The 23,249-nt window shown below is 37.8% G+C and carries 24 protein-coding genes and 1 pseudogene; all 25 read left to right on the top strand.

Annotation, left to right across the window (positions count from 1 at the left end; genetic code table 11):
- Positions 1-118: 118 nt before the first annotated feature.
- Positions 119-802, top strand: coding sequence for a LexA family transcriptional regulator (locus HMPREF2704_RS09115; protein ID WP_070846350.1), 684 nt, complete (start codon positions 119-121; stop codon positions 800-802).
- Between the two features lie 2 nt (positions 803-804).
- Complete coding sequence (locus tag HMPREF2704_RS09110; protein WP_070846347.1) at positions 805-2,220, top strand: Y-family DNA polymerase; 1,416 nt, start codon at positions 805-807, stop codon at positions 2,218-2,220.
- A pseudogene (locus HMPREF2704_RS09105) lies at positions 2,217-2,581 on the top strand (hypothetical protein). The gene HMPREF2704_RS09110 and the pseudogene HMPREF2704_RS09105 overlap by 4 nt, the downstream one beginning before the upstream one ends.
- On the top strand, positions 2,571-2,861 hold the full coding sequence (locus tag HMPREF2704_RS09100; protein WP_001080188.1) for a DUF5960 family protein: 291 nt from the start codon (positions 2,571-2,573) through the stop codon (positions 2,859-2,861). The pseudogene HMPREF2704_RS09105 and the gene HMPREF2704_RS09100 overlap by 11 nt, the downstream one beginning before the upstream one ends.
- Before the next feature lie 294 nt (positions 2,862-3,155).
- Positions 3,156-3,512: an SAG1252 family conjugative relaxosome accessory protein gene (locus HMPREF2704_RS09095; protein ID WP_070846345.1), complete on the top strand. Its 357-nt coding sequence runs from the start codon at positions 3,156-3,158 to the stop codon at positions 3,510-3,512.
- A 4-nt stretch (positions 3,513-3,516) separates the two neighbouring features.
- Positions 3,517-3,882: a MobC family plasmid mobilization relaxosome protein gene (locus HMPREF2704_RS09090; protein ID WP_070846343.1), complete on the top strand. Its 366-nt coding sequence runs from the start codon at positions 3,517-3,519 to the stop codon at positions 3,880-3,882.
- Positions 3,869-5,698 carry an SAG1250 family conjugative relaxase gene (locus HMPREF2704_RS09085; protein WP_070846341.1) on the top strand — a complete coding sequence of 610 codons (1,830 nt, stop codon included), beginning with the start codon at positions 3,869-3,871 and terminating at the stop codon, positions 5,696-5,698. The genes HMPREF2704_RS09090 and HMPREF2704_RS09085 overlap by 14 nt, the downstream gene beginning before the upstream one ends.
- 103 nt (positions 5,699-5,801) lie before the next feature.
- Positions 5,802-6,026, top strand: a complete 225-nt coding sequence (locus HMPREF2704_RS09080; RefSeq protein ID WP_070846339.1) for a helix-turn-helix domain-containing protein — start codon at positions 5,802-5,804, stop codon at positions 6,024-6,026.
- A 271-nt stretch (positions 6,027-6,297) separates the two neighbouring features.
- Complete coding sequence (locus tag HMPREF2704_RS09075; RefSeq protein WP_000450956.1) at positions 6,298-6,567, top strand: DUF3173 family protein; 270 nt, start codon at positions 6,298-6,300, stop codon at positions 6,565-6,567.
- Positions 6,539-7,726 (top strand): tyrosine-type recombinase/integrase, encoded by a 1,188-nt coding sequence (locus HMPREF2704_RS09070; protein ID WP_070846338.1) that lies wholly within the window; start codon positions 6,539-6,541, stop codon positions 7,724-7,726. The genes HMPREF2704_RS09075 and HMPREF2704_RS09070 overlap by 29 nt, the downstream gene beginning before the upstream one ends.
- Positions 7,727-7,951: 225 nt before the next feature.
- Positions 7,952-8,395 carry a hypothetical protein gene (locus HMPREF2704_RS09065; protein ID WP_045759483.1) on the top strand — a complete coding sequence of 148 codons (444 nt, stop codon included), beginning with the start codon at positions 7,952-7,954 and terminating at the stop codon, positions 8,393-8,395.
- Between the two features lie 147 nt (positions 8,396-8,542).
- The gene (locus HMPREF2704_RS09060) at positions 8,543-8,995 is read left to right on the top strand and encodes a hypothetical protein (protein WP_003007432.1); all 453 of its coding nucleotides are present in this window, start codon (positions 8,543-8,545) and stop codon (positions 8,993-8,995) included.
- 108 nt (positions 8,996-9,103) lie between these two features.
- Entirely contained in the window at positions 9,104-9,553 is a 450-nt protein-coding gene (locus HMPREF2704_RS09055) for a hypothetical protein (RefSeq protein ID WP_045759482.1), read from the top strand.
- Positions 9,554-9,730: 177 nt separating this feature from the next.
- Entirely contained in the window at positions 9,731-11,467 is a 1,737-nt protein-coding gene (locus HMPREF2704_RS09050; protein ID WP_049486174.1) for an ABC transporter ATP-binding protein, read from the top strand.
- A 13-nt stretch (positions 11,468-11,480) separates the two neighbouring features.
- A complete protein-coding gene (locus HMPREF2704_RS09045; protein WP_070846336.1) occupies positions 11,481-13,259 on the top strand; it encodes an ABC transporter ATP-binding protein in 1,779 nt (592 codons plus the stop codon).
- A gap of 190 nt (positions 13,260-13,449) precedes the next feature.
- Positions 13,450-15,477 (top strand): glycosyl hydrolase family 28-related protein, encoded by a 2,028-nt coding sequence (locus tag HMPREF2704_RS09040; RefSeq protein ID WP_070846334.1) that lies wholly within the window; start codon positions 13,450-13,452, stop codon positions 15,475-15,477.
- Between the two features lie 112 nt (positions 15,478-15,589).
- Complete coding sequence (locus tag HMPREF2704_RS09035; RefSeq protein ID WP_049483554.1) at positions 15,590-16,120, top strand: GNAT family N-acetyltransferase; 531 nt, start codon at positions 15,590-15,592, stop codon at positions 16,118-16,120.
- Positions 16,110-16,769, top strand: a complete 660-nt coding sequence (locus HMPREF2704_RS09030; protein WP_049486161.1) for a DNA alkylation repair protein — start codon at positions 16,110-16,112, stop codon at positions 16,767-16,769. The genes HMPREF2704_RS09035 and HMPREF2704_RS09030 overlap by 11 nt, the downstream gene beginning before the upstream one ends.
- A gap of 284 nt (positions 16,770-17,053) precedes the next feature.
- Positions 17,054-18,055: a DUF3137 domain-containing protein gene (locus HMPREF2704_RS09025; RefSeq protein WP_070846332.1), complete on the top strand. Its 1,002-nt coding sequence runs from the start codon at positions 17,054-17,056 to the stop codon at positions 18,053-18,055.
- Positions 18,052-18,603 (top strand): LemA family protein, encoded by a 552-nt coding sequence (locus HMPREF2704_RS09020; protein WP_024055977.1) that lies wholly within the window; start codon positions 18,052-18,054, stop codon positions 18,601-18,603. Before HMPREF2704_RS09025 ends, HMPREF2704_RS09020 begins: the two co-directional genes overlap by 4 nt.
- Positions 18,604-18,747: 144 nt before the next feature.
- Positions 18,748-19,824 (top strand): aspartate-semialdehyde dehydrogenase, encoded by a 1,077-nt coding sequence (locus HMPREF2704_RS09015; protein WP_036757608.1) that lies wholly within the window; start codon positions 18,748-18,750, stop codon positions 19,822-19,824.
- A gap of 252 nt (positions 19,825-20,076) precedes the next feature.
- Positions 20,077-21,012 (top strand): 4-hydroxy-tetrahydrodipicolinate synthase, encoded by a 936-nt coding sequence (dapA, locus tag HMPREF2704_RS09010; protein WP_070846331.1) that lies wholly within the window; start codon positions 20,077-20,079, stop codon positions 21,010-21,012.
- Positions 21,013-21,188: 176 nt separating this feature from the next.
- Complete coding sequence (locus HMPREF2704_RS09005) at positions 21,189-21,527, top strand: ATP cone domain-containing protein (RefSeq protein WP_003001449.1); 339 nt, start codon at positions 21,189-21,191, stop codon at positions 21,525-21,527.
- A gap of 113 nt (positions 21,528-21,640) precedes the next feature.
- Complete coding sequence (gene ylqF, locus HMPREF2704_RS09000) at positions 21,641-22,492, top strand: ribosome biogenesis GTPase YlqF (protein WP_021153236.1); 852 nt, start codon at positions 21,641-21,643, stop codon at positions 22,490-22,492.
- On the top strand, positions 22,479-23,246 hold the full coding sequence (locus tag HMPREF2704_RS08995) for a ribonuclease HII (protein WP_070846329.1): 768 nt from the start codon (positions 22,479-22,481) through the stop codon (positions 23,244-23,246). The genes ylqF and HMPREF2704_RS08995 overlap by 14 nt, the downstream gene beginning before the upstream one ends.
- The last annotated feature ends 3 nt before the right edge of the window (positions 23,247-23,249 follow it).

The following is a 23,249-nucleotide window of genomic DNA, read 5'->3' as shown; positions in this document are numbered from 1 at the left end:
CCACTAATATCAACAGAAAAGACCCCATCTTAGAAATTGGGGGTTATTAAACTCTTGATTTTTTCAGCAAGCTATGGTATTCTTTTGTTAGTTAATAAACTAACGAAAAGGAGAACAAATGTTTTCACCTACTAAATTAAAAGAAAAAAGAGAAAGTCAAGGATTGTCTCAATCTCAACTTGCATCCAGGTTGGGAATCAGTAGAGCCTCATATTTTAATTGGGAAGCGGGTAAAACAAAGCCTAATCAACATAATTTGAGTAAATTGAGTCAGATTTTGAATGTTGATACTCGATATTTTGAATCAGAGTATGAAATAGTTGAAACTTATCTCAAGCTAACTGAAAAGAATAAAGAAGCGACACTTCATTATGCTACAGAACTGTTGAACAAACAGAATGTAAAGGTTGTAGACATTCCTCAGCGTTTTGCTTATAAAGTTTACGAAAAATTATCAGCTGGCACGGGAACAGCATACTTTGATGATGGTAATTACGATACAGTTTATTTTAATCATCAATTTGATTATGACTTTGCATCGTGGGTGTTTGGTAATTCAATGGAACCAACATATGAAAATGGTTCTGTAGCCCTAATTAAGCAAACAGGATTTGATTATGATGGAGCTATCTATGCCATAGATTGGGATGGTCAAACTTATATCAAGAAAGTCTATCGTGAAGAAAATGGACTTCGTTTAGTTTCACTCAATCGGAACTATTCAGATAAGTTTGCGCCTTATGATGAGAATCCTCGTATCATAGGGAAAATCGTTGGAAACTTTATGCCTTTAGAGGACTGAGTATGACTTGGTTTGATTATAGTCTCGAACCGAAGAGTGACATTGCCTTTATTGATATGAAATCTTTTTACGCAAGTGTAGAGTGTGTCGATAGAGGATTACACCCGCTTAAGACTTCGCTTTGTGTTATGAGTCGTGCAGATAATTCTGCTGGGCTAATCCTTGCTTCCTCTCCTATGTTTAAGAAGGTATTTGGGAAATCAAATGTTGGACGTTCCTATGATTTACCATTTGATGTAAAGACTAGAAAGTTTTCTTACTATAATGCTGGAAAACAAGGTTTACCGACAACGATAGACTATGTCCGTTATATAGAGGAATGGGCAAAATCAACTGTGATTGTTCCTCCGAGAATGGATACTTATATTGCAGTCAATATGGAGATTCAAAAAATTTTTCAAGATTTTGCAGCATCAGACGATATCTATCCATACTCAATTGACGAAGGATTTATCGATTTAACTAGTTCATTAAATTTTTTTGTGCCTGATAAAAGTATTAGTCGAAAAGATAAGTTAGATATTATCTCAGCTGCTATTCAAAAAAAGATTTGGAGAAAAACAGGAATCTATTCAACGGTAGGTATGTCTAATGCTAATCCCTTATTAGCGAAGTTAGCACTTGATAATGAGGCTAAAAAAACTCCGACAATGAGAGCCAATTGGTCCTATGAGGATGTAGAAAAGAAAGTATGGTCTATCCCTAAAATGACAGATTTCTGGGGAATTGGGAATCGGATGGAGAAGAGATTACATAGTTTAGGCATCTTTTCGATTAAAGAATTGGCACAAGCTAATCCTGACTTGATTAAAAAAGAGCTTGGTATCATGGGCTTAGAGTTATGGTTTCATGCTAATGGGATTGATGAAAGTAATGTTCATAAACCTTATAAGCCAAAGTCAAAAGGGATAGGGAACTCTCAAGTTTTACCTAGAGATTATGTCCAACAAAGAGATATTGAGATCATACTTCGTGAGATGGCAGAACAAGTTGCTGTTAGATTGAGAAGAGTTGGTAAGAAAGCAACTGTAGTTTCTATACACTTAGGGTATTCTAAAGTGGAACAGAAACGATCTATTCATACTCAAATGAAGATTGAACCAACTAATCAAACAGCACTACTGACAAACTATGTTTTAAGGTTATTTCACACTAAATATACTTCAGGAGCTATCAGAAGTGTTGCAGTGAGCTATTCAGGTTTAGTAGATGAATCATTTGGATTGATTTCATTATTTGATGATGTTGAGAAAATAGAAAAAGAAGAAAGGCTCCAGTCCGCAATCGATGCTATTCGAACAGAATTTGGTTTTACTTCACTATTGAAAGGGAATGCCCTGGATCAGGCTTCTAGAACAATTGCAAGAAGTAAACTCATTGGTGGTCATTCAGCTGGAGGATTAGATGGACTAAAATGATGAATCGTTCTTATTTACCTTTTTTGTCTGCAAGAGAGTATCAAGACCGTGGGATGGCTAAGTGGATGGGATTCTTTTTGTCAGAACATTCAAGTTCTCTTTGGGAAGAAAATAATAGAGAAGACATCTCCATTTCTCTATCAATGGAAGAGAAAGTTCGATTTGTTCGTCAACTTTATACGAATGCATTCCCAGCAACTTTTGTTTGTAAGCTCTCAAATAGAAGAAAAGTAGTATCGGGTATTGTTAAAGAGATGGGGAGAGAATCTATATCCATTAAATCAGACTTTGGTTTTTTCGCTTAAAATGGGAAGATATACTCGATATACAGATAGAAGGGGTAGATTTATATGAATCGTAAAGAATTATATGATGATAAATTGCAGCTAGATTATTTTTCTGATTCTTATTTACGGTTTGAGTCAGATTTTTACAAGTATTCTGCTTTAGACATACCATTAACATTTATCACTGATGATATTTTACGTACAATGGCTATGTCTCAAAAACATTATTTTAAACTTAACAAAAGTAAATCTTTAGATAATCGTGATCATTACTTTGTTTTTTCTATCAAGATGAACAAAGATAGTAGTGGGATTAGGCAGTATGAATATCAGAGACATTGTTTTAGTTTGTAAGAGTCCGATAGGGCTCTTTTTTCTGTGATAATTTTATCAAAAAGTATTTGTTATACTTTTTTTAATTTAGATTTATCTTGGGGGTTTGGGGGCGTGCCACCACATTTTCATATCGTTTGTTTTTTGAACCGTGAAGTTTGAAATGGCAGGCGATATGATTTTTGAGATATTGTGGACACAATATCTGAGCTCGCAAAGCCTTACAAAAATGTTGAATCTATTTTGAAAAATGTACTGACAGTGTCTGTAAGCTTACATTGTCAGTACAGGTATCAATGAGGGAGGAAAAGTCATATGAAAAGAGATATACGTAGTATTCGGAAACAATTTCGCTTAACAGAAACGGAAGAAAAACAAATACTAGATTTAATGAGAGAGAAAGGAGAGAATAATTTTTCTGATTTTCTCCGTAAAAGCTTACTATTGTCTGATGGACAAAAACAGATGGAAAAATGGTTCAACCTTTGGAAAAATCAAAAGTTGGAACAAATTAGCCGTGATGTTCATGAAATATTAATAATTGCTAAAATAAATCATCAGGTTACTCAAGAACATGTTTCTATTCTGTTAACTTGTATTCAAGAATTAATTAAAGAGGTAGAAAAAACAAGTCCTCTTAGTGAAGATTTTCGTAACAAATACATGAGGTAGTAGAGTGGAACATCGATATAGAACGAATTTAAAAAAAGTCTTTTTATCTGATCTCGAATTAGTCAAATTAAATGAAAATATCTCAAAAAGTAATTGCTTATCCTTTTCAGAATATGCTAGACGAACTCTATTAAATCCTGGTATGAATTTCATTACCATTGATACAAATAGTTATCAAGATTTAATTTTTGAATTAAAACGAATAGGAAATAATATTAATCAAATCGCCAGAAGCATAAATTATTCGAACTTAATAACGGAAGTTGAATTAGATGAATTGAGAAAAGGTATAGAAGAGTTAATAGTAGAAGTGGAGAAAGATTTTCTTATCCAATCTGAAAAATTGAGGAAATTTTATGGTCATCACTAAACACTTTGCGATACATGGAAAAAATTATCGTAGTAAACTAATCAAATATATTTTGAATCCAAGTAAAACAAAAAACCTAACACTAGTTTCAGATTTTGGCATGAGAAATTATTTAGATTTTCTTAGTTATGAAGAACTAGTGAAGATGTACAATGATAATTTTTTAAGCAATGATACTCTTTATGAATTTCGTCATGATAGGCAAGAAGCAAATCAAAGAAAAATTCATTCTCATCATATCATTCAGTCCTTTTCTCCAGATGACCATCTTACTCCAGAACAAATTAATCGGATTGGTTATGAGACAGTTAAAGAGTTAACAGGAGGTAGATTCCGTTTTATCGTAGCAACTCATGTTGATAAAGATCATATCCACAATCACATCATCCTAAATTCAATTGATAAGAATTCTGATAAAAAGTTTCTATGGGATTATAAAGCAGAACGTAATCTAAGAATGGTTTCAGATCGTCTTTCAAAAATTGTAGGCGCAAAAATTATAGAAAATCGTTATTCTCATCATCAGTATGAAGTTTATCGCAAAACAAATTACAAATATGAAATAAAACAACGAGTATATTTTCTAATCGAGAACTCGATAAATTTTGAAGATTTCAAGAAAAAAGCAAAAGCTTTACATTTGAAAATTGATTTTAGACATAAGCATGTTACTTTTTTTATGACTGATTCAAATATGAAACAAGTCGTACGTGATAGTAAATTGAGTAGAAAACAACCTTATAATGAAACTTACTTTAAGAAAAAGTTTGTTCAAAGGGAAATCATAAACATCTTAGAATTTTTACTTCCGAAAATGAAGAATATGAATGAATTGATTCAACGAGCAGAATTTTTTGGATTAAAAATAATTCCGAAAGCAAAACATGTTCTATTTGAATTTGATGGAATTAAGCTTTCAGAGCAGGAATTGGTAAAAACGAATCAGTATAATGTTAGTTATTTTCAAGACTATTTTAATAACAAAAATGAAACTGTTGTCTTAGATAATAAAAATTTAGTTGAACTTTACAATGAAGACAAGCTAATTAAAGAAAAAAAGTTGCCGACAGAAGATGTGGTATGGAAATCATATCAAGATTTCAAGAGAAATAGGGATGCTGTTCATGAGTTTGAAGTAGAGTTGAATCTTAATGAAGTAGAAGAAGTAGTAGACGATGGAATTTACATTAAGGTGCAGTTTGGTATCAGACAAGAAGGACTTATTTTTGTACCAAATATTCAAATCAATATGGAAGAAGAAAAAGTTAAAGTATTTCTCAGAGAAACTAGTTCTTACTATGTATATCATAAAGATTCAGCAGAAAAAAATCGCTTTATGAAAGGTAAAACTTTGATTAGGCAATTTAATCTTCAGTATGAACCGCACTATATGTATAGAAGAATTCCTCTAAGCAAAATTAAAGAAAAAATAGAACAATTAGATTTTCTTATATCTTCAGAAAATAGCCCGAATACTTTTGAAGACATAACAAAAGATTTCATTGACCAAATATCATATCTAGAGAATATGATTCAACAAGTCCAAGATAAAATTAATAATTTGTCTAATTTAGAGGAAATATTGTTGAATGATACGGAAAATAGTTCAGGAAATATAGAAGATAATATTAAATTCAAAATATCAATAGACACAATAGAGAAAGATTTGTTCATTTATAAAGGAAGGCTTGAAAAACTGAAGGAACAACATAGAGAAGCTGAAAATACATTTGAGTTGTTTAATCGTACGATAAAGAACTACAAGAAAACAAAAAACACGAAATCTATCAAGGAAAATGAGATACATTTAGAGTGAATAATTTCCTAAAAAGTATATATAGAATAGTTTCATGTGCCAATTTGTCACATTTTCAAAAATAAGAAAATAACTATATTATACTTGTTTTAGGAGACAACAAATGTTGAAAAGGATTAGAGATTTACGTGAAGATGATGATTTAACACAAGAATATATTGCGAAAATCGTTTTGAATTGCACAAGATCAGCTTATTCTAAAATGGAAGCTGGTAGCAGATTAATCTCTATAAATGATCTCATTAAACTAGCTGATTTTTATAATGTGAGTCTAGACTACCTTGTAGGTCGAGTGGATAATAAAGAAGACCATTACTCCAAAAAGTAGTAGGTTAAGAAAGCACATTGACAATTGAATAGTCCAAAATGGTACTTTCCTCATTTGTGGAGCAAATTTGAATGGCTCGCCATGATAAGAGCGATTTTAAAACCATCAATAAAATAGAGCGATACTTTATATGCCATGATACAAATGATATACAATGATACTTCTGACCGTTCAGGCTGCCACCGTAAAAGAGCAGTAAGTGAAATTCTTATGATGACTTCATCAGTCATGCCATGGAGGTAAAAAAACTGAGAAAGGAAGTAGTAAAATCATGGAAACAGTAAACTATAAAGATTTAGTTGCGATTGGTTTTCCAGAGCACACATCGAGAAATATTATTAGACAAGCAAAAAAGATTGCTGTAAAAAAGTTTGAAGAAGCTAGAAAAAATGATAAGAATGCGGTACAATTAGGATGTTCACCTTTCGATAATAAAAGGTTAGGCATTGCTCCTAAAAATATTGTAGAAAATTTAATTGGTATTTCTTTTTCAGATATAGAAGGTGAGAAAAATGGTTATATCAAAGACAAAGAAATATAAAGGTGTATACAAAGATTCAAAAGGAAAAATTTATTTTCAAATTGAATTAGGAGTTGATCCAATAACTGGGAAAAGAATTCAAAAGAAAGGAAGGAAAAATCAACAGGGACTACCGTTTAATTCTTTTAAGGAAGCATATGAAGAGATACTTCGTTTAAAACATGAATTTGTGAACTCTACTATTAATAATAGTTTTCTAACTTTTAGAGAGTTTATGGAAGAGATTTATTTAAAATATTATCAACAAAAAGTTCAATTTGTAACTTATCAGACCGCTTTACCACATCATCAGTTATTTATTAAGCAATTTGGTAGTAAAAGATTATCAGATATTAGTACTATTGACTGTGAAAGATTTCGCTTAGCTATTATAGACAAGTATTCTAGTAATTATGCTAAAAATATGTGGTCTAGATTTAAAGCATGCCTGGGTTATGCAGAAAGATTGGGTTATATTGATAGAGTTCCTTTTAAAGGATTAGATAATCCTAGAGGAAAGCACCCTGATACAAAATTTTGGACATTTGATGAATTTAAGAAGGTAATAAACTCTTTTGATATTAGTGAGTATGAGGGACTTCATAATTACATGACGATCTGGTTATATTTTATGACTGGTTTAAGAGTTAGTGAGGGTATTGCTCTTAAATGGGAAGATATTGATTTTGAACGTAAATGGATTCATGTTCATTCGACAATTGAGAAAGATAAAAACGGTGTATGGTATGCTAAACAACAAACAAAGACAGTAGCAGGGAATCGTAAAATTGATTTAGATGATTTTACGATTACAATACTTAAAAAATGGCGAGAAGTTCAAATCAAGAATGATGATAAAGATTATGTAATATCACGTTTTGGTGATCCCTTGTGTAAGTCTACAATCTCTAGAATAATAAAAAGGCATGCTAGGGTTACTGGTGTACCAGAAATTACGGGGAAGGGGTTAAGACATAGTCACGCATCCTATCTTATAAATGTATTACATAAGGATACCTTATATGTTTCATATCGATTAGGACATGCTGATAAGTCAACTACGTTGAATACATATAGTCACTGGTATTATTCAGGTGATTCAACAATTTCAGAAGAGATTACAAACAGTTTAGATAATCTTGGATTGTCAATTTACCTACCAAATTCCTGCCAAAGTTGAAAATTGAGGAATTAATCCACTAATACTGGAAGAAAATAGGGTTTGCAAATTGTTACTCTTAAGTAATAGAGTTTCCAATCAAAATGAAAACCGAGGTTTAGGCCTCGGTTTTTTTATGCATTCTTTCTTTTATGATTTTTACAAGCCCTGTATCATCAAATATTTCATTGAGATACAACAAGATTGTTGCTATAATAGGGATATTCTATGAACTAAGGAGAAGGTATGAAAATTTTCAAACAGATTCTTTTGGCTTTAGGTGCTGTTTTTGCAGCAGTCCTCTTGGTAGCCTGTGGTCTAAACAGTGATAATGGGACTTATGTATTCGAACCCTCAACAGAAGAAGTGAGGGAGATGCTACCAAGTCAACTTGCTTATATCATTTCAGATGATTATAAATTTAAGGTTTCGATAATCATTAAGGACAAAACAGGCCTCATAAAGGTTCAGATAAAATCAAATGTTCAAAATACCAATCTACCCTATGATTTTAAGGTTGATCAAAAAACTAAAACAATTATATTGGAAAGTGAATATAGTAAGACTAAAATTACTTATCAAATTTCTGGTGGGGTATTAACAATTAAAGATGTAAGTGATTCTGGCATGAGTAATTCCGACACCTATATAAATTTCATAAAATACGCGAAATTTAAAAAGATCAAATAAAAGAAATGGTAGGTACGGATCCTGCATTTTTAATCGTTTAATATTAGTTGATAAATATATTACAAGAGTATTACATTTGTAATATTTCATTGCCGTGTGTCTGAATTGTTGATATAATAGGGTGAATCTAACTAAAAAGGAGAAGTTATGAAAAACTTTAAACGTATTCTTTTGGCTGTAGTAGCTGTTTTTGCAGCTGTCCTCTTGGTGGCATGTGGTGCCAAAAGTGATAACGGGACTTATGTCTACAAACCATCAAAAACTGAAGTGAAGGAAATCCTTGAAGAACAAGGTGCTCCAAGTTCAAGTGTAGATGCATTGATCGACAATGTTAAATTGGAAGTTTCAGTGACCATTAAAGACAAAACAGGTAGCCTTAAAATTAAAGGTGAAATGATGGGACAAAAGACTGACCAATCATTTGATATGAAAGTTGACCAACAAAAGAAAACTCTTCAATCTAAAACAGGTGAAGGTGAGAAGGTTAAATACAAAGTTTCAGGCGATGTGTTCACTTTTGATTTATCTGGTGAAAAGAGTTCAGGTCATGAGGCCGCTTTGGAAATGTTCAAAAACGCTAAATTCAAACGTACAAAATAATACAAGAGAAGGGCAGAGGGGATCTGCTCTTTTTCTTCTTTAAAACATCTTGAATCGGTATGAAAATAGTGGTAAAATCTCATTATAAAATACATTAGGAGATTGATTATGAAAAATATTAAACGTATTCTTTTAGCTTTCGTTGCAGTTTTTGCAGCCGTCCTCTTGGTGGCATGTGGTGCCAAAAGTGATAATGGGACTTATGTCTACAAACCATCAAAAACTGAACTCAAGAAAATTCTTGAGGAGCAGGGCTTATCAGGTAGTCAATTAGAGTCTATTGGAGACGTTATTAATTTTGAAGTTTCTATTAAGATCAAAGATTCTAAAGGAACCCTCAGCATCGCGGGTGAAGTCGCTGGTCAAAAGAATGAGCGATCTTATGATGTCAAAATCAATCAAAAAGAGAAAACAATCTCGTCAAATGATGGTAGTGGAGAAAAGATTACATATAAGGTCGATGGTGACTATTTGACATTTGATCTTTCTAAGTTAAGTAATAGCAACCAAGGGGATCTTATGATTCTTAAAAATGCAAAACTCAAACGCACGAAATAATTCAAGTGAAGAGCGGGGAAACCTGCTCTTTTGCTTTACTTTTATGACTAGTTTGGTATAATGAATGAGACTACAGATGGGACTGGGGCAGGAATGATTTTCTTTGAAAATGATTTCGTCTCGCTCCCTCTTTTCTGTGTGATCAAGGTTATTATTTATGGAAAAGGAGAATCATCTATGCTATATATTTGGTCTTACTTGAAAAAGTATCCCAAGTGGCTAGCCCTGAATCTATTTTCAGCGGTCCTGTTTGTTATTGTCAATTTGGGCTTGCCAACGATTCTAGCTCGCATGATTGATGAGGGGATTAACCCGCGTGATGTGGATCGATTGTATTTCTGGGGCTGGGTCATGTTTGCGATTATTTTGCTAGGGATTGTGGGTCGGATTATCTTGTCTTACGCGGTTGGTCAACTAACGACCACCATGGTCCGCGATATGCGCAATGACCTCTATGCTAAGTTACAGGAGTACTCGCATCGCGAGTATGAGCAAATTGGGGTATCGTCATTGGTCACTCGTTTGACTTCGGATGCCTTTGTTTTGATGCAGTTTGCGGATTCTATGTTGAAGATGGGGGTCATCACACCCTTGATGATGGTTTCCAGTGTTCTCTTGATTCTGACGACCAGTCCTTCTTTAGCGTGGATTGTAGCGGTATCTGTACCATTTCTTGCTGTCGTCGTCTGGTATGTAGCAGTTAAGACACGTCCTCTTTCTGAGAAGCAACAAAAGACCCTCGACCATCTTAATCAATTTGCCCGTGAAAATTTGACTGGACTTCGTGTGATTCGTGCCTTTGCCCGCGAAGAATTCCAAGAGGATAAATTTGCGGCTGAAAATGAAGTCTACGCGGAAAACTCGAATAAATTGTTCAAACTTACTGGTTTGACAGAACCCCTATTTGTGCAGATCATCATTGCTATGATTGTGGCGATTGTCTGGTTTGCTTTGGATCCTCTTCATGACGGTAGTTTGAAAATTGGGGATTTGGTTGCCTTTATTGAGTATAGCTTCCACGCGCTCTTATCTTTCCTCTTTTTAGCCAATCTCTTTACTATGTATCCTCGGACTGCGGTTTCTAGCCGGCGTCTCAAGGAAATCATGGACATGCCCATTTCGATTGATCCGAATGAGAATGGTGTCACAGAGACAGCATCTCGTGGCTATTTAGAATTTGACAATGTCACCTTTGCCTATCCAGGTGAGACGGAGAGTCCGGTTCTCCACAATATTTCCTTTAAAGCGAAACCAGGAGAAACGATTGCCTTTATCGGCTCGACCGGTTCTGGGAAATCATCGCTTGTGCAGCTGATTCCTCGATTCTATGATGTAACACTTGGGAAGATTTTGGTGGATGGTGTGGATGTCCGTGACTACAATCTGAAAGCCCTTCGCCAAAAGATTGGTTTTATTCCACAAAAGGCCTTGCTCTTTACAGGAACCATTGCTGAAAACCTTCGTTATGGGAAAGAAGATGCATCTGTCGAAGAATTAGAACAAGCGGCTGATATTTCCCAAGCCAAGGAATTTATCGACAGCCGTGAGGAACGCTTTGATACGCATTTGGCAGAAGGTGGTAGCAACCTTTCAGGTGGTCAAAAACAACGCTTGTCTATCGCCCGTGCTGTTGTCAAGGATCCTGATATTTTTATCTTTGATGATTCCTTCTCTGCCTTGGACTACAAGACGGATGCCACTTTGCGGAAGCGTCTCAAAGAAGTTACAGGAGATGCGACCGTTCTGATCGTAGCGCAACGTGTGGGAACCATTATGGATGCGGATCAAATTATTGTCTTGGACCAAGGGGAGATCGTCGGTCGAGGTACTCACGATGAATTGATGGAAAGCAATGAGATCTATCGTGAAATTGCCAATTCGCAGCTCGATAGTCCATCGTTGACAGAAGAATAGAAAGGAGAAGCAGATGAAACAAGAACAAAACAGTTTTAGTAGACTATGGACCTATTTGAGAGCCTATCGCTTGGAAGTTTGCTTGTCCATTTTCTTAAAAATTCTAAGTGTCGTCATGAGTGTTGTCGAACCCTTTGTTTTGGGGCTTGCGATTACTGAGTTGACAAAAAATCTCATGGATATGGCAAAAGGCCTTGCGGGAGCTGGTCTTAACACCTCCTATATCGCGATCATTATGACGCTCTATCTATTCCGTGGGGTCCTCTATGAGTTGGGATCTTATTATTCCAACTATTTCATGACTAATGCTGTTCAAAAGACCGTTCAGGACATACGAAATGATTTGTCCCATAAAATCAATCACATTCCCGTTTCTTTTTTTGACCGGCATCAGTTCGGAGATTTGCTCGGACGTTTTACTAGCGATGTCGAAACTGTCTCGAATGCCTTGCAACAGTCCTTCTTACAAATCGTTAATGCTATCTTTACCTTGCTCTTTGTCATCAGCATGGTCTTGTACTTAAACATGCAGCTGGGGCTAGTGGTCATTTTGTCCATTCCGATCACTTATTTCAGTGCTCGATTTATCATGAAAAAATCGCAGCCTTACTTTAAAGAGCAGGCAGATGTTTTGGGGGCAATGAACGGCTTTGTGCAAGAAAATTTAACAGGCTTTAATGTCCTTAAGCTCTACGTCCGGGAAAAATCTTCTCAGGAAGAGTTTCATGATATTACCCATCATCTTCAAAAAGTAGGATTCAAGGCTAATTTCATTTCTGGCTTAATGATGCCGATATTAAATGGGATTTCAGATTTGACCTATCTCATTATCGCTTTGTTTGGTGGCTTACAAGTGTTAGCAGGTCGTTTGACTGTCGGGAACATGCAGGCCTTCGTTCAATATGTTTGGCAAATCAACCAACCGATTCAAAACTTGACCCAATTGGCAGGACAGCTACAAAGTGCTAAGTCGTCTCTAGATCGGATTTTCCAAGTCATGGATGAACCAGATGAAGTAGCAGATGTGACAGAAACCCTCTCTGGAGATTTGACAGGGCAAGTCAGCTTTAAAAACGTTGATTTCCAATATGTAGCGGACAAACCCTTGATTCGTGATTTCAACCTAGAAGTTAAACCAGGTGAAATGGTGGCCATTGTCGGACCAACTGGAGCAGGGAAAACAACTCTGATTAATCTGCTCATGCGCTTTTACGATGTGACTGCAGGATCGATTACGGTGGATGGTCATGATATTCGTCATCTATCTCGCCAAGATTACCGCAAGCAATTTGGAATGGTATTGCAGGATGCTTGGTTATATGAAGGAACCATCAAAGAAAACCTTCGCTTTGGTAATCTCGAGGCAACGGATGAAGAAATTGTGGAAGCTGCAAAGGCAGCCAATGTCGATCACTTTATCCGGACACTCCCTGGTGGTTACAATATGGAAATGAACCAGGAGTCTAGCAATATTTCTCTAGGGCAAAAGCAACTTCTAACTATTGCGCGTGCGCTCCTAGCGGATCCTAAAATCTTGATTTTGGATGAAGCGACGTCTTCTGTCGATACGCGTTTAGAGCTCTTGATTCAAAAAGCCATGAAGAATTTGATGAAAGGGCGGACTAGTTTTGTCATTGCTCACCGCTTGTCTACCATTCAAGAAGCAGATAAAATCCTTGTCCTCAAAGATGGCCAAATCATCGAGCAAGGAAATCACCAATCCTTGTTAGCAGATAAAGGATTCTACTATGAGCTCTACAATAGCCAATTTTCAAATAAAAAAGCGGAATAAGCGCGTGTCATCAAAAGAGGTTTGAGAAAGCATTCTCAGCCTCTTTTTTCTTACTCACTTTTATTACTACATAAAAAGGTTAACATTTCTGCAACAAATTGATACAGAATATTCACACAATTCACCTTGTTTGTCATGATAATTTTTATTAGGATAGAATCGTTGTAAAAAATAAAAGGAGAAATGTGTGATGAATCATTTAAACAAAGATATCACTTTTGGCATTCGCAAATCTAAGCTTGGAGTCTTTTCTGTCGTGATTGCGATCATGGGGGCTTGTTTTTTGACTGGACAATCTGTGGCAGCTGATCAAGCTGGAGAGCAGGTACAAGTCCAAACACAAGGGCAAGAAGCGACAACCTCTGATCCCGCAAGCTCTCAAGTAGATACCAGCCAATATGGAGCATCTATGCCTTACACCCGTTATGAGGCAGACAAAGGGAACCTCCTTGGAAAGGCAGAGGTAGAGCAGTCTCGAGATAGTCACTCAACAGCTATTGAAGCTTCTGATCAGACTTATGTCGCTTTAAAAGAAAAAGGAGATGGTGTTTCCTTTAAGGTCAATGAACCAGCCAATGCCTTAACCGTACGCTACACAGTGCCAGATGGAGCAAGTGGACAACTCGATGTACAGGTGAATGGTCATAGTGTTCAACAATTGGATCTTTCGTCCTCATCTAACTGGCAGTATTTGAATGACAAAGGTGTACACGATAGTGCACAGGCTGATACACGTGCCCGCTTCCAATTTGATGAAGTACACAGCCTACTTCCAGGAGTTCAGCTTCAAAAAGGAGATGTGGTTTCACTGGTGAAAAACAAGTCAGACGACGTCCATTACGGCCTTGACTTTGTGGAATTCGAGCAAGCTCCTGACCCGATTGCTCAAGAGGACAATGCTATCAATATTGTTTCTAAAGGAGCTACGCCAAACGATGATACTGATGACAGCCAGGCCCTCTATGATGCGATTTATGAAGCTAAACAAAGCGGAAAGAATGTCTATATCCCAGCTGGGCGATTTAATCTCAATCGAAAAGTCGGTATCGATGCTTCTGATATGAAGATTTCAGGGGCTGGTATCTGGCATACCCAACTGCATTTTACAAGTGACCAAGCTGGTGGCGGTGGATTTGACTTCCTTCACCAAGACAACCATGTTGAATTTAGCGATGTCTATCTTTCTTCCAACCTTCGTTCACGCTATGGTGAAAATGCTCAGTACAAGGCCATTTCTGGAACGCCAGGGAAGAATTCTCATATTCACGATATTTGGGCCGAACATTTTGAAGTCGGCATGTGGATTGGCGATTATGCTGGAAAAAATGATATGAAGTACACAGATGGTCTAGTAGTAGAAAATGTCCGTTTGCGAAACAACCTGGCTGACGGAGTCAACTTTGCCCAAGGGACTAAGAATTCGATTGTCCGCAATTCTAGTATTCGTGGAAATGGAGATGACGGACTAGCCAGCTGGTCAAGTATTGCAGATGGAACAGAATCAGCAGTAGCAGAAAATAATAAATTCTTGCACAATACGATTGAACTTGGTTGGCGTGCTGGAGGTGTTGGGATCTTTGGTGGAAAAGGTCATGAAATTGCCTACAATCGGATTAAAGACAATATCGGTGATGCTGGAATTCGCTTGACGACTGTCTTTAAGGGCCATAACTTTGATTTGAATGAAGAAGGAATTCGGGTTCACCACAATCTCTTGGAGCGTACAGGGACGAAGAGCGATATCTACAACAAGCATCGTGGATCGATTGATGTTGAAACGCGCTATGGAGATATTAAAAATGTCACCATTGAGGACAATGTATTTGTAGCGCCATTTGATATAGGTGTGACTGATCACCTCAATCTAAATGGAGGTATCCTAAACCATGTCGAAGTCAGAAACAATCAAACCATGAGTCAACTCTCTCATTCAGCTCAAGCAGGACTATCTGCTCCTGCTTCACAACCAGTTGGACAAGCCTTGAAAGTCAAAGAACCCCCCCTTCAAGTAAGTGCCGTGAAAGTCCCCCATCAACCGTCGAAAGTTCAACCGTATAAAAAACAAACGGGTCTGAATCTTAAACAAGCAAAGACAGTCACCAAAACAGTCAAACCTAACTATGTGCTAAAATCAACAAATTCCAAGCAAAAGAGCTTTTTGAAAGCTCCGAGTGCTTTATTTCTTTACCGGATGATGGGATTACGTCAAACGGTTTAAGAAGAATGGAAATCCTGGATACAATTCCAGGATTTTTTGCTTGCTGCTAGTCCTTCATTGACAGTGAGAAGGCATATCGGTATACTAGGTATAATCTAATTAGGAGGCTTCCATGATGATTCGACCCGTTCAGCTTAGCGATGCAGCAGCTATCCGAGCGATTTACCAACCTTATGTAACAGAGACAGCCATTACCTTTGAGGTTGATGTGCCGACTGTCCAGGAATTTGAAAGCCGCATCACAAAAACGCTGACCCAATTTCCTTATTTGGTTGCAGAAGTGGATGGGAAAGTTGTGGGGTATGCCTATGCCTCGACCTATTATGCACGCGCTGCCTATGATTGGACCACTGAATTGTCTATTTATGTAGCAAAAGAAGCGCGTGGACAAGGGATCGGATCGGCTCTTTATACTGCCTTAGAAGAGAAGTTGCAAGCACGAGGCTACTTACGCTTTCTGGCTTGTATCGCAGTTCCGAACGAAGCGAGCATTGCCATGCATGAAAAGCGGGGCTATGTCCAAGTCGCACATTTCCCAAAGATTGGCTATAAGTTTAACAAATGGCATGATATAATCTGGATGCAAAAGACGATCGATGGGCCGGTAACACTCTTGAAATGTGAGGAAGAGGATGAAGATTGAAGACTTGATTCCCATTTTAGAAGCAGCAACAGTTCCTGAAAAGATCCCTGATATGGAAGCTTATATGAAAAATAAATTCAGCTTTCTTGGCGTTCAAAAACCAATTCTCAAAAAGATTGAAAGAGAGTTTTTTAAACCTTTCATAAAGAATCCAATTGATTGGGCTTTTGTGGAAGAGTGTTGGCAGCAACCTTACCGTGAGTTCCAATATATTGCTATGGATTATCTGGATAAAAAGAAGAAGGAGCTTAGACCTGAAGATTTTCCAAAGCTGAAACAGTTAGCTCAAACCAAGTCCTGGTGGGATAGTATTGATCAGTTGGACCTCATCATCGGAGAGATTACTTTCACCTATCCAGAAACCAAGCAGGTTATGCTGGAGTGGAGTAAGGATCAGGACTTTTGGTTGAGGCGGATTGCCATTGATCACCAGCTTATGAGGAAAGAAAAAACAGATACGGATTTGTTAGAAAAAGTGATCCTCAATAATCTAGGTCAAAGCGAGTTCTTTATAAATAAGGCAATTGGCTGGAGCTTACGCAACTATTCCAAGGTCAATCCGGATTGGGTAGGGGCCTTTATCGACCGCTATCGAGAGCAGTTATCTCCTTTGAGTATTCGAGAAGGAAGCAAGTACCTACCTTCTTGACAGTTTGTGGATGTTCATGGTAAACTAGATTTATGCGATGAGTCGATTGGCTCTTAGGAGCCTTTTGCGCTGAGGAGGTCTACATTCAATTGTAACGCAGTAGCGGACCTTGAACAGTTGTGTGAACCGGCTGTTCTCACTGAAAGGTGCCTCGAATCCTGGTCTTCGGATCAGGATTTTTTTGTACCTTTTAAGAAATGAAAACTATTATAATACAGTTGCTACAAAGTTATGTTGGTGTTATAATATAGTAAAGGGCCTAGGTCAGAAAGGAGTGGAGTTGATTGGGAGATTTCTATCATTCTAATGATTCAGCATCTACAGACTATTCGCATAAAATTGAGGAGCTTGAAAACTCTAAACAATTTCAGGATGCCATCGGATTGATCCGAGAACAGATGAAGAACAATCTTAAGTGGAATGTTTTGCGATCCTTTGGTATTATTTGCGCCATACTGTCTCTCATTTTATTGCGTTTTGCAGCTATTCCTTTGATCCTTTTAGTTGTTGGTTTGTATTATTGGCCACAATATAAAAAACGAAAAGCCTTGTTTGGGGATCGAATTCGTTCGAACGATGAGATCTATCTTGATGATATCCTTTCGCCTGTATTAAAGGAAGTTTTTCCTCGAGCTTCGATCAAAGAGGACGGTTCCATCCCTTCTGAAGCTCTCTCGCATTTATGTCCTCGGTCGACTGATTTTCTATGTTTCAAAGAACTATCGTTTCATGATGACAAAGAGCTAACGGTGTCAAATCTCTATGCCCATCATACGGAGACTCGTTACCGGACATCTAATGGACATACGAGGACGGAACATGTGGAAGTTACAGATTTCCTTGGACAAGTGTTCTCTTTATGTCTACCGATCAATTTCTCTGGTCATCTTCGGGTGGTTCCGACCAAGAAATCATTTCTTTTTAAGAGGGAGGTGAATGGGGTTTATCCTGGAGCCAGAGGAGATGAAGTTCAGATTGAAACCGAGGATATTCGCAATAACGAAAATTACAATATCTACTGCACGGATGAACTGTCTGCCCGTAAATTTCTCACCCCTAAGATGTTGGAATGGTTTGATCGACAAATTTCTCAAAATGCCATGTGTGTATTTTTGAAAGACAAGAAACTATTTATTTCTTTGTATACCGATCGCTATATCTTTCCGACGCCCCAAAAACCGGAAGATATTGATCAGCTATCTTTGGTATCTGAATATCATAAATTATGCAGAGAACTAGCTTTAATTAAAGAAATAACAGCAATTTTTGAAGGAGAAGCATCATGAATCTCATTATCGGCTTAATCATATTTGTTGCCCTATTGGCTATTTGGTTTATTAGTGTAGGAAATCGCCTCAATCGCTATCTAGTGACCATTGAAGAATCAAAGAGAACCGTTGATATCGTCCTCGTAAAACGCTATGATACCATTTCGGAAATGCTAAAAGTAGCCAAAGCTTATGCCAAACATGAGCAACAGATTTTCACTGATTTAGTTGCTTTACGCCAAGGAGCAACTATTCAAGAATCCAACCAAGTCATTACCAATCAAAATGATGTCTTGGCACAAATTCGTGCAGTGGGTGAAAACTATCCAGAGCTCTTGTCTTCTAATCAATTCTTGGCCCTACAAAAGGAAATTGCTGACGAAAATGAAGATCTTGCTGCAGCGAAGCGAATTGTTAACAGTAATGTCAGCCACATCAATCAAGAAATTGTTTCCTTTCCAGCGTCTATCGTAGCAGGTGTAAAGGGGATCCATCAAGTTCCATTTCTTGCTGAAGAAACACAAGGTAAGAAAGATTTAAGTGATTTGAACTATGACCTGAATTAAAGAGCTTTTATGATAAATAACCATCAACAATCCTGGTCTTAGAATCAGGATTTTTTCCTACTGTTGGTACTTTTCATTTATGCCAAAAAATTGTATAATAGTACAAATACTCAATTTTTAGAAAATTTTGAAAGAGGATTTACTATGGGATACACAGTTGCTGTTGTCGGTGCTACAGGTGCCGTTGGTGCTCAAATGATCAAAATGTTGGAAGAATCAACTCTTCCAATCGATAAAATTCGCTACCTTGCGTCAGCACGTTCTGCAGGAAAAGTCTTGCAATTTAAAGGGCAAGACGTGACCATCGAAGAAACGACTGAAGATGCTTTTGAAGGGGTTGATATTGCTCTCTTCTCAGCTGGTGGTTCAACATCTGCCAAATATGCACCTTATGCGGTAAAAGCAGGCGCAGTAGTGGTTGATAACACTTCTTATTTCCGTCAAAATCCGGATGTCCCATTGGTTGTTCCTGAAGTGAATGCCCATGCTCTTGATGCTCACAACGGAATCATCTCTTGTCCAAACTGTTCAACCATTCAAATGATGGTAGCTCTTGAGCCAGTTCGTCAAAAATGGGGCTTGGACCGTATCATCGTGTCTACTTACCAAGCTGTATCAGGTGCTGGTATGGGAGCTATTCTTGAAACCCAACGTGAGTTGAAAGAAGTCTTAAATGATGGAGTTAATCCACGTGATGTTAAAGCAGAAATCTTACCTTCAGGTGGAGATAAGAAACACTATCCAATCGCCTTCAACGCTCTTCCACAAATTGATGTCTTCACAGATAATGACTACACATACGAAGAAATGAAGATGACAAACGAGACTAAGAAAATTATGGAAGACGATAGCATTGCTGTTTCAGCAACTTGTGTGCGGATTCCAGTCTTGTCAGCTCACTCAGAGTCAGTCTACATTGAAACAAAAGAAGTGGCACCAATTGACGAAGTGAAAGCTGCTATTGCAGAATTTCCAGGTGCAGTCCTTGAAGATGATGTTGCTCACCAAATCTATCCTCAAGCAGTCAATGCTGTAGGTTCACGTGATACCTTCGTTGGACGTATTCGTAGAGACTTGGATGCTGAAAAAGGAATCCACATGTGGGTTGTTTCAGATAACCTCCTTAAAGGAGCTGCTTGGAACTCAGTCCAAATCGCAGAAACCCTTCACGAACGTGGACTCGTACGTCCAACAGCTGAATTGAAGTTTGAATTGAAATAGGGAGAAAAACAGAAATCAGTAACTCGAAGAGTTTGATTTCGTAGTTTTTCCCCCGCACAGTTGATTAGGAAGTACGAATGTTGCAAACATGAGTAGTTCCAATCAACCACTGCGTCACGATTCAGAAATCTGCAACTCGAAGAGTTTGATTTCTTCATCAGCTAACTAGCGAATCAACTTGTTTTATGAACAGATCATGAGGCAAAGGCAAGCAAGCCCCAGCCTCTTTCTTATATAGAGAAAGGTTTTTCTATGTCTTATAATGATTTAAAAGATTGTAAAATCATCACTGCATTTATCACCCCCTTCCATGAAGATGGGAGCATTAATTTTGACGCTCTTCCTGACTTGATCGAGCACCTCTTGGCTCATCATACAGATGGGATTCTCTTAGCTGGAACGACTGCAGAAAGTCCAACTCTGACTCACGATGAGGAATTGCAACTCTTTGCGGCCGTTCAAAAGATTGTCAATGGTCGAGTTCCTTTGATCGCTGGTGTCGGAACCAATGAAACTCGCGACTCGATTGAGTTCGTTAAAGAGGTGGATGCTTTTGGTGGCTTTGCAGCAGGATTGGCTATCGTCCCATACTACAACAAACCATCTCAAGAAGGAATGTATCAACACTTTAAAGCGATTGCGGATGCATCTGATCTTCCGATTATTATCTACAATATTCCTGGACGCGTGGTTGTGGAAATGACGCCTGAAACCATGCTTCGTTTGGCAGAACACCCAAACATCATTGGGGTCAAAGAGTGTACAACCCTGGCTAATATGGCCTACTTGATTGAACACAAGCCAGAAGAATTTCTTGTTTACACAGGGGAAGATGGAGATGCTTTCCATGCGATGAATCTTGGGGCTGATGGAGTGATCTCAGTAGCCTCTCATACAAATGGGGATGAGATGTATGAGATGTTCCAAGCGATTGAACACAATGATATTAAAAAGGCTGCGGCTATCCAACGTCAGTTTATCCCTAAAGTTAACGCTCTCTTCTCATATCCGAGTCCAGCTCCTGTCAAAGCTGTCTTGAACTATATGGGCTTTGAAGCAGGGCCAACTCGTTTGCCATTGGTGCCAGCACCGGCAGAAGATGCGAAGCGCATCATCAAGGTTGTAGTAGATGGGGATTACCATGCAACCAAAGAGATCATTACGGGAGTTTTAAGACCAGATTACTAACATTTTATTGTAGAAATTGTGTTTGAATAAAAATAACTTAACTTCCCAATGAATGAATCTATTTTTTGAAAGACCTTTGATTCTTTGTAAAAAAATTATATAATAAAGTAGTAGGTCTTCATTTCTTTATCGAGGAAATGGAGTATTCATGAAAATTTAAAATAAAGGAGACTCCGATGGAAGTCATTAAACGTAGTGGAGAAGTGGTTGAATTCAACCCAGATAAAATTTACCAAGCTATTTTGAAAGCTGCGCAAGTTGTCTATGTTTTGACAGATGATTTGCGACAAAACTTAGCTCAAGTAACGAAGAAAGTTGCCATGGATTTGGATGAAGCTCAAGTAGAACGCGCAACCATCAGCATGATCCAATCATTAGTGGAACAACGCTTGCTGGGAGCAGGTTATATTACCATTGCAGAACACTACATTTCTTATCGCTTGCAACGCGATTTGGAACGAAGTGGCTATGGTGATCACATCGCCGTGCATTTGCATTTTGAGCAAATTCGCTAGAATATAAAAAAGAAGTTACTTAGGTAGCTTCTTTTTTAGTATTTTTATTAATCACAGTGATTTCAGAAAACATGGTATAATAGAATAGATTGAACTGGAAAGGAAGTGAGATTATGGCAACTATTCAATGGTTTCCTGGACACATGTCCAAAGCTAGAAGACAAGTACAAGAAAATTTGAAATTTGTGGATTTTGTGACGGTATTGGTAGATGCTCGTTTGCCACTATCAAGCCAAAATCCTATGTTAACGAAAATTGTTGGTGATAAGCCCAAATTAATGATTTTGAACAAGGTAGACTTGGCAGATCCTGTGGCGACAAAAGAATGGCAGGACTATTTCGAATCTCAAGGCATTAAAACCTTGGCTATCAACTCTAAAGAGCAATCTACGGTAAAAAAAGTAACAGATGCTGCTAAGTCTTTGATGGCCGATAAAATTGCTCGTCAGAAGGAACGAGGGATTCAGATTGAAACCCTTCGGACCATGATTATCGGGATTCCTAATGCCGGGAAATCAACTCTTATGAACCGCTTAGCGGGGAAAAAGATTGCTGTTGTTGGAAATAAACCAGGGGTGACCAAGGGGCAACAATGGTTGAAAACCAATAAAGACCTTGAAATCTTGGATACTCCAGGGATTCTCTGGCCCAAGTTTGAAGATGAAGAAGTGGCCTTAAAGCTTGCTTTAACAGGCGCCATCAAGGACCAGTTGCTTCCAATGGATGAAGTGACCATTTTTGGCCTTAACTATTTTAAAGAGCACTACCCAACTGTTTTGCAGGAACGTTTTAAACAAATGGATCTGGAACAAGAAGCTCCTGAAATCATTATGGAAATGACCCAGAAATTAGGATTTCGTGAGGATTACGACCGTTTTTACCAACTCTTTGTTAAAGATGTTCGCGATGGAAAATTGGGACGGTATACGCTGGATCGTGTAGGTGAAATAGATGCCAACAATTAAAGAAGTTAAAGAGCGTTTGGCAATGATTGACGAGCTAGATCATCCCTTCTTTGAAGAGTTGATCCTTGATGGTCGAGCAGGCGTTCAAGCGGCTATCAGCAAACGAAAACGCGAACTCCAAAAACAAGTGGACGAAGATTTGCGTTTGGAAAAAATGCTAGCCTATGAAAAAGAACTTTATACTCAAGAGATTCAGCTCATTGCAGGAGTGGATGAAGTGGGACGTGGTCCATTAGCGGGACCAGTTGTTGCAGCTGCCGTGATCTTGCCGAAAGCTTGTAAAATTCCAGGACTCAACGATAGTAAAAAGATTCCAAAATCAAAACACAAGGAAATCTATGAGGCTGTGCTCCAAAACGCCATTGCGATCGGAATCGGCATCAAGGATAATCAAGTGATTGACCAGGTTAATATCTATGAAGCTACGAAGCTAGCCATGATGGAGGCCATTGGTCAGCTAGAGCCTCAACCCCAGCATCTTTTGATTGATGCCATGAGGTTGGATCTTCCTATTCCCCAAACTAGTATCATCAAAGGGGATGCTAACTCCTTATCCATTGCTGCAGCATCCATCGTAGCCAAGGTGACTCGGGATCAGATGATGGAAGAGTTTGATTGCGAATATCCGGGTTATGATTTTACGCAGAACGTTGGCTATGGGACGGCTAACCATCTGGCTGGCCTTCACAAGCTGGGAGTGACTCCTATCCATCGGCGTTCATTTGAACCCGTCGAATCAATGTGTGAGGATTAGGTT

Origin of the sequence: Streptococcus sp. HMSC076C09 (genome assembly GCF_001837905.1) — a bacterium.
GTDB classification, from domain to species: Bacteria; Bacillota; Bacilli; order Lactobacillales; family Streptococcaceae; genus Streptococcus; species Streptococcus parasanguinis_I.
The sequence above is the reverse complement of the archived record's forward strand: the minus strand, read 5'-3'. Positions and strand labels throughout refer to the sequence as shown.

What these genes read in the sequence shown, in the direction of transcription:
- HMPREF2704_RS09115 (WP_070846350.1), top strand. Translation starts at nt 119, where the DNA reads ATGTTTTCACCTACTAAATTAAAAGAAAAAAGAGAAAGTCAAGGATTG.
- HMPREF2704_RS09110 (WP_070846347.1), top strand. Translation starts at nt 805, where the DNA reads ATGACTTGGTTTGATTATAGTCTCGAACCGAAGAGTGACATTGCCTTT.
- HMPREF2704_RS09100 (WP_001080188.1), top strand. Translation starts at nt 2,571, where the DNA reads ATGAATCGTAAAGAATTATATGATGATAAATTGCAGCTAGATTATTTT.
- HMPREF2704_RS09095 (WP_070846345.1), top strand. Translation starts at nt 3,156, where the DNA reads ATGAAAAGAGATATACGTAGTATTCGGAAACAATTTCGCTTAACAGAA.
- HMPREF2704_RS09085 (WP_070846341.1), top strand. Translation starts at nt 3,869, where the DNA reads ATGGTCATCACTAAACACTTTGCGATACATGGAAAAAATTATCGTAGT.
- HMPREF2704_RS09080 (WP_070846339.1), top strand. Translation starts at nt 5,802, where the DNA reads ATGTTGAAAAGGATTAGAGATTTACGTGAAGATGATGATTTAACACAA.
- HMPREF2704_RS09075 (WP_000450956.1), top strand. Translation starts at nt 6,298, where the DNA reads ATGGAAACAGTAAACTATAAAGATTTAGTTGCGATTGGTTTTCCAGAG.
- HMPREF2704_RS09070 (WP_070846338.1), top strand. Translation starts at nt 6,539, where the DNA reads ATGGTTATATCAAAGACAAAGAAATATAAAGGTGTATACAAAGATTCA.
- HMPREF2704_RS09065 (WP_045759483.1), top strand. Translation starts at nt 7,952, where the DNA reads ATGAAAATTTTCAAACAGATTCTTTTGGCTTTAGGTGCTGTTTTTGCA.
- HMPREF2704_RS09060 (WP_003007432.1), top strand. Translation starts at nt 8,543, where the DNA reads ATGAAAAACTTTAAACGTATTCTTTTGGCTGTAGTAGCTGTTTTTGCA.
- HMPREF2704_RS09055 (WP_045759482.1), top strand. Translation starts at nt 9,104, where the DNA reads ATGAAAAATATTAAACGTATTCTTTTAGCTTTCGTTGCAGTTTTTGCA.
- HMPREF2704_RS09050 (WP_049486174.1), top strand. Translation starts at nt 9,731, where the DNA reads ATGCTATATATTTGGTCTTACTTGAAAAAGTATCCCAAGTGGCTAGCC.
- HMPREF2704_RS09045 (WP_070846336.1), top strand. Translation starts at nt 11,481, where the DNA reads ATGAAACAAGAACAAAACAGTTTTAGTAGACTATGGACCTATTTGAGA.
- HMPREF2704_RS09040 (WP_070846334.1), top strand. Translation starts at nt 13,450, where the DNA reads ATGAATCATTTAAACAAAGATATCACTTTTGGCATTCGCAAATCTAAG.
- HMPREF2704_RS09035 (WP_049483554.1), top strand. Translation starts at nt 15,590, where the DNA reads ATGATGATTCGACCCGTTCAGCTTAGCGATGCAGCAGCTATCCGAGCG.
- HMPREF2704_RS09030 (WP_049486161.1), top strand. Translation starts at nt 16,110, where the DNA reads ATGAAGATTGAAGACTTGATTCCCATTTTAGAAGCAGCAACAGTTCCT.
- HMPREF2704_RS09020 (WP_024055977.1), top strand. Translation starts at nt 18,052, where the DNA reads ATGAATCTCATTATCGGCTTAATCATATTTGTTGCCCTATTGGCTATT.
- HMPREF2704_RS09015 (WP_036757608.1), top strand. Translation starts at nt 18,748, where the DNA reads ATGGGATACACAGTTGCTGTTGTCGGTGCTACAGGTGCCGTTGGTGCT.
- dapA (WP_070846331.1), top strand. Translation starts at nt 20,077, where the DNA reads ATGTCTTATAATGATTTAAAAGATTGTAAAATCATCACTGCATTTATC.
- HMPREF2704_RS09005 (WP_003001449.1), top strand. Translation starts at nt 21,189, where the DNA reads ATGGAAGTCATTAAACGTAGTGGAGAAGTGGTTGAATTCAACCCAGAT.
- ylqF (WP_021153236.1), top strand. Translation starts at nt 21,641, where the DNA reads ATGGCAACTATTCAATGGTTTCCTGGACACATGTCCAAAGCTAGAAGA.
- HMPREF2704_RS08995 (WP_070846329.1), top strand. Translation starts at nt 22,479, where the DNA reads ATGCCAACAATTAAAGAAGTTAAAGAGCGTTTGGCAATGATTGACGAG.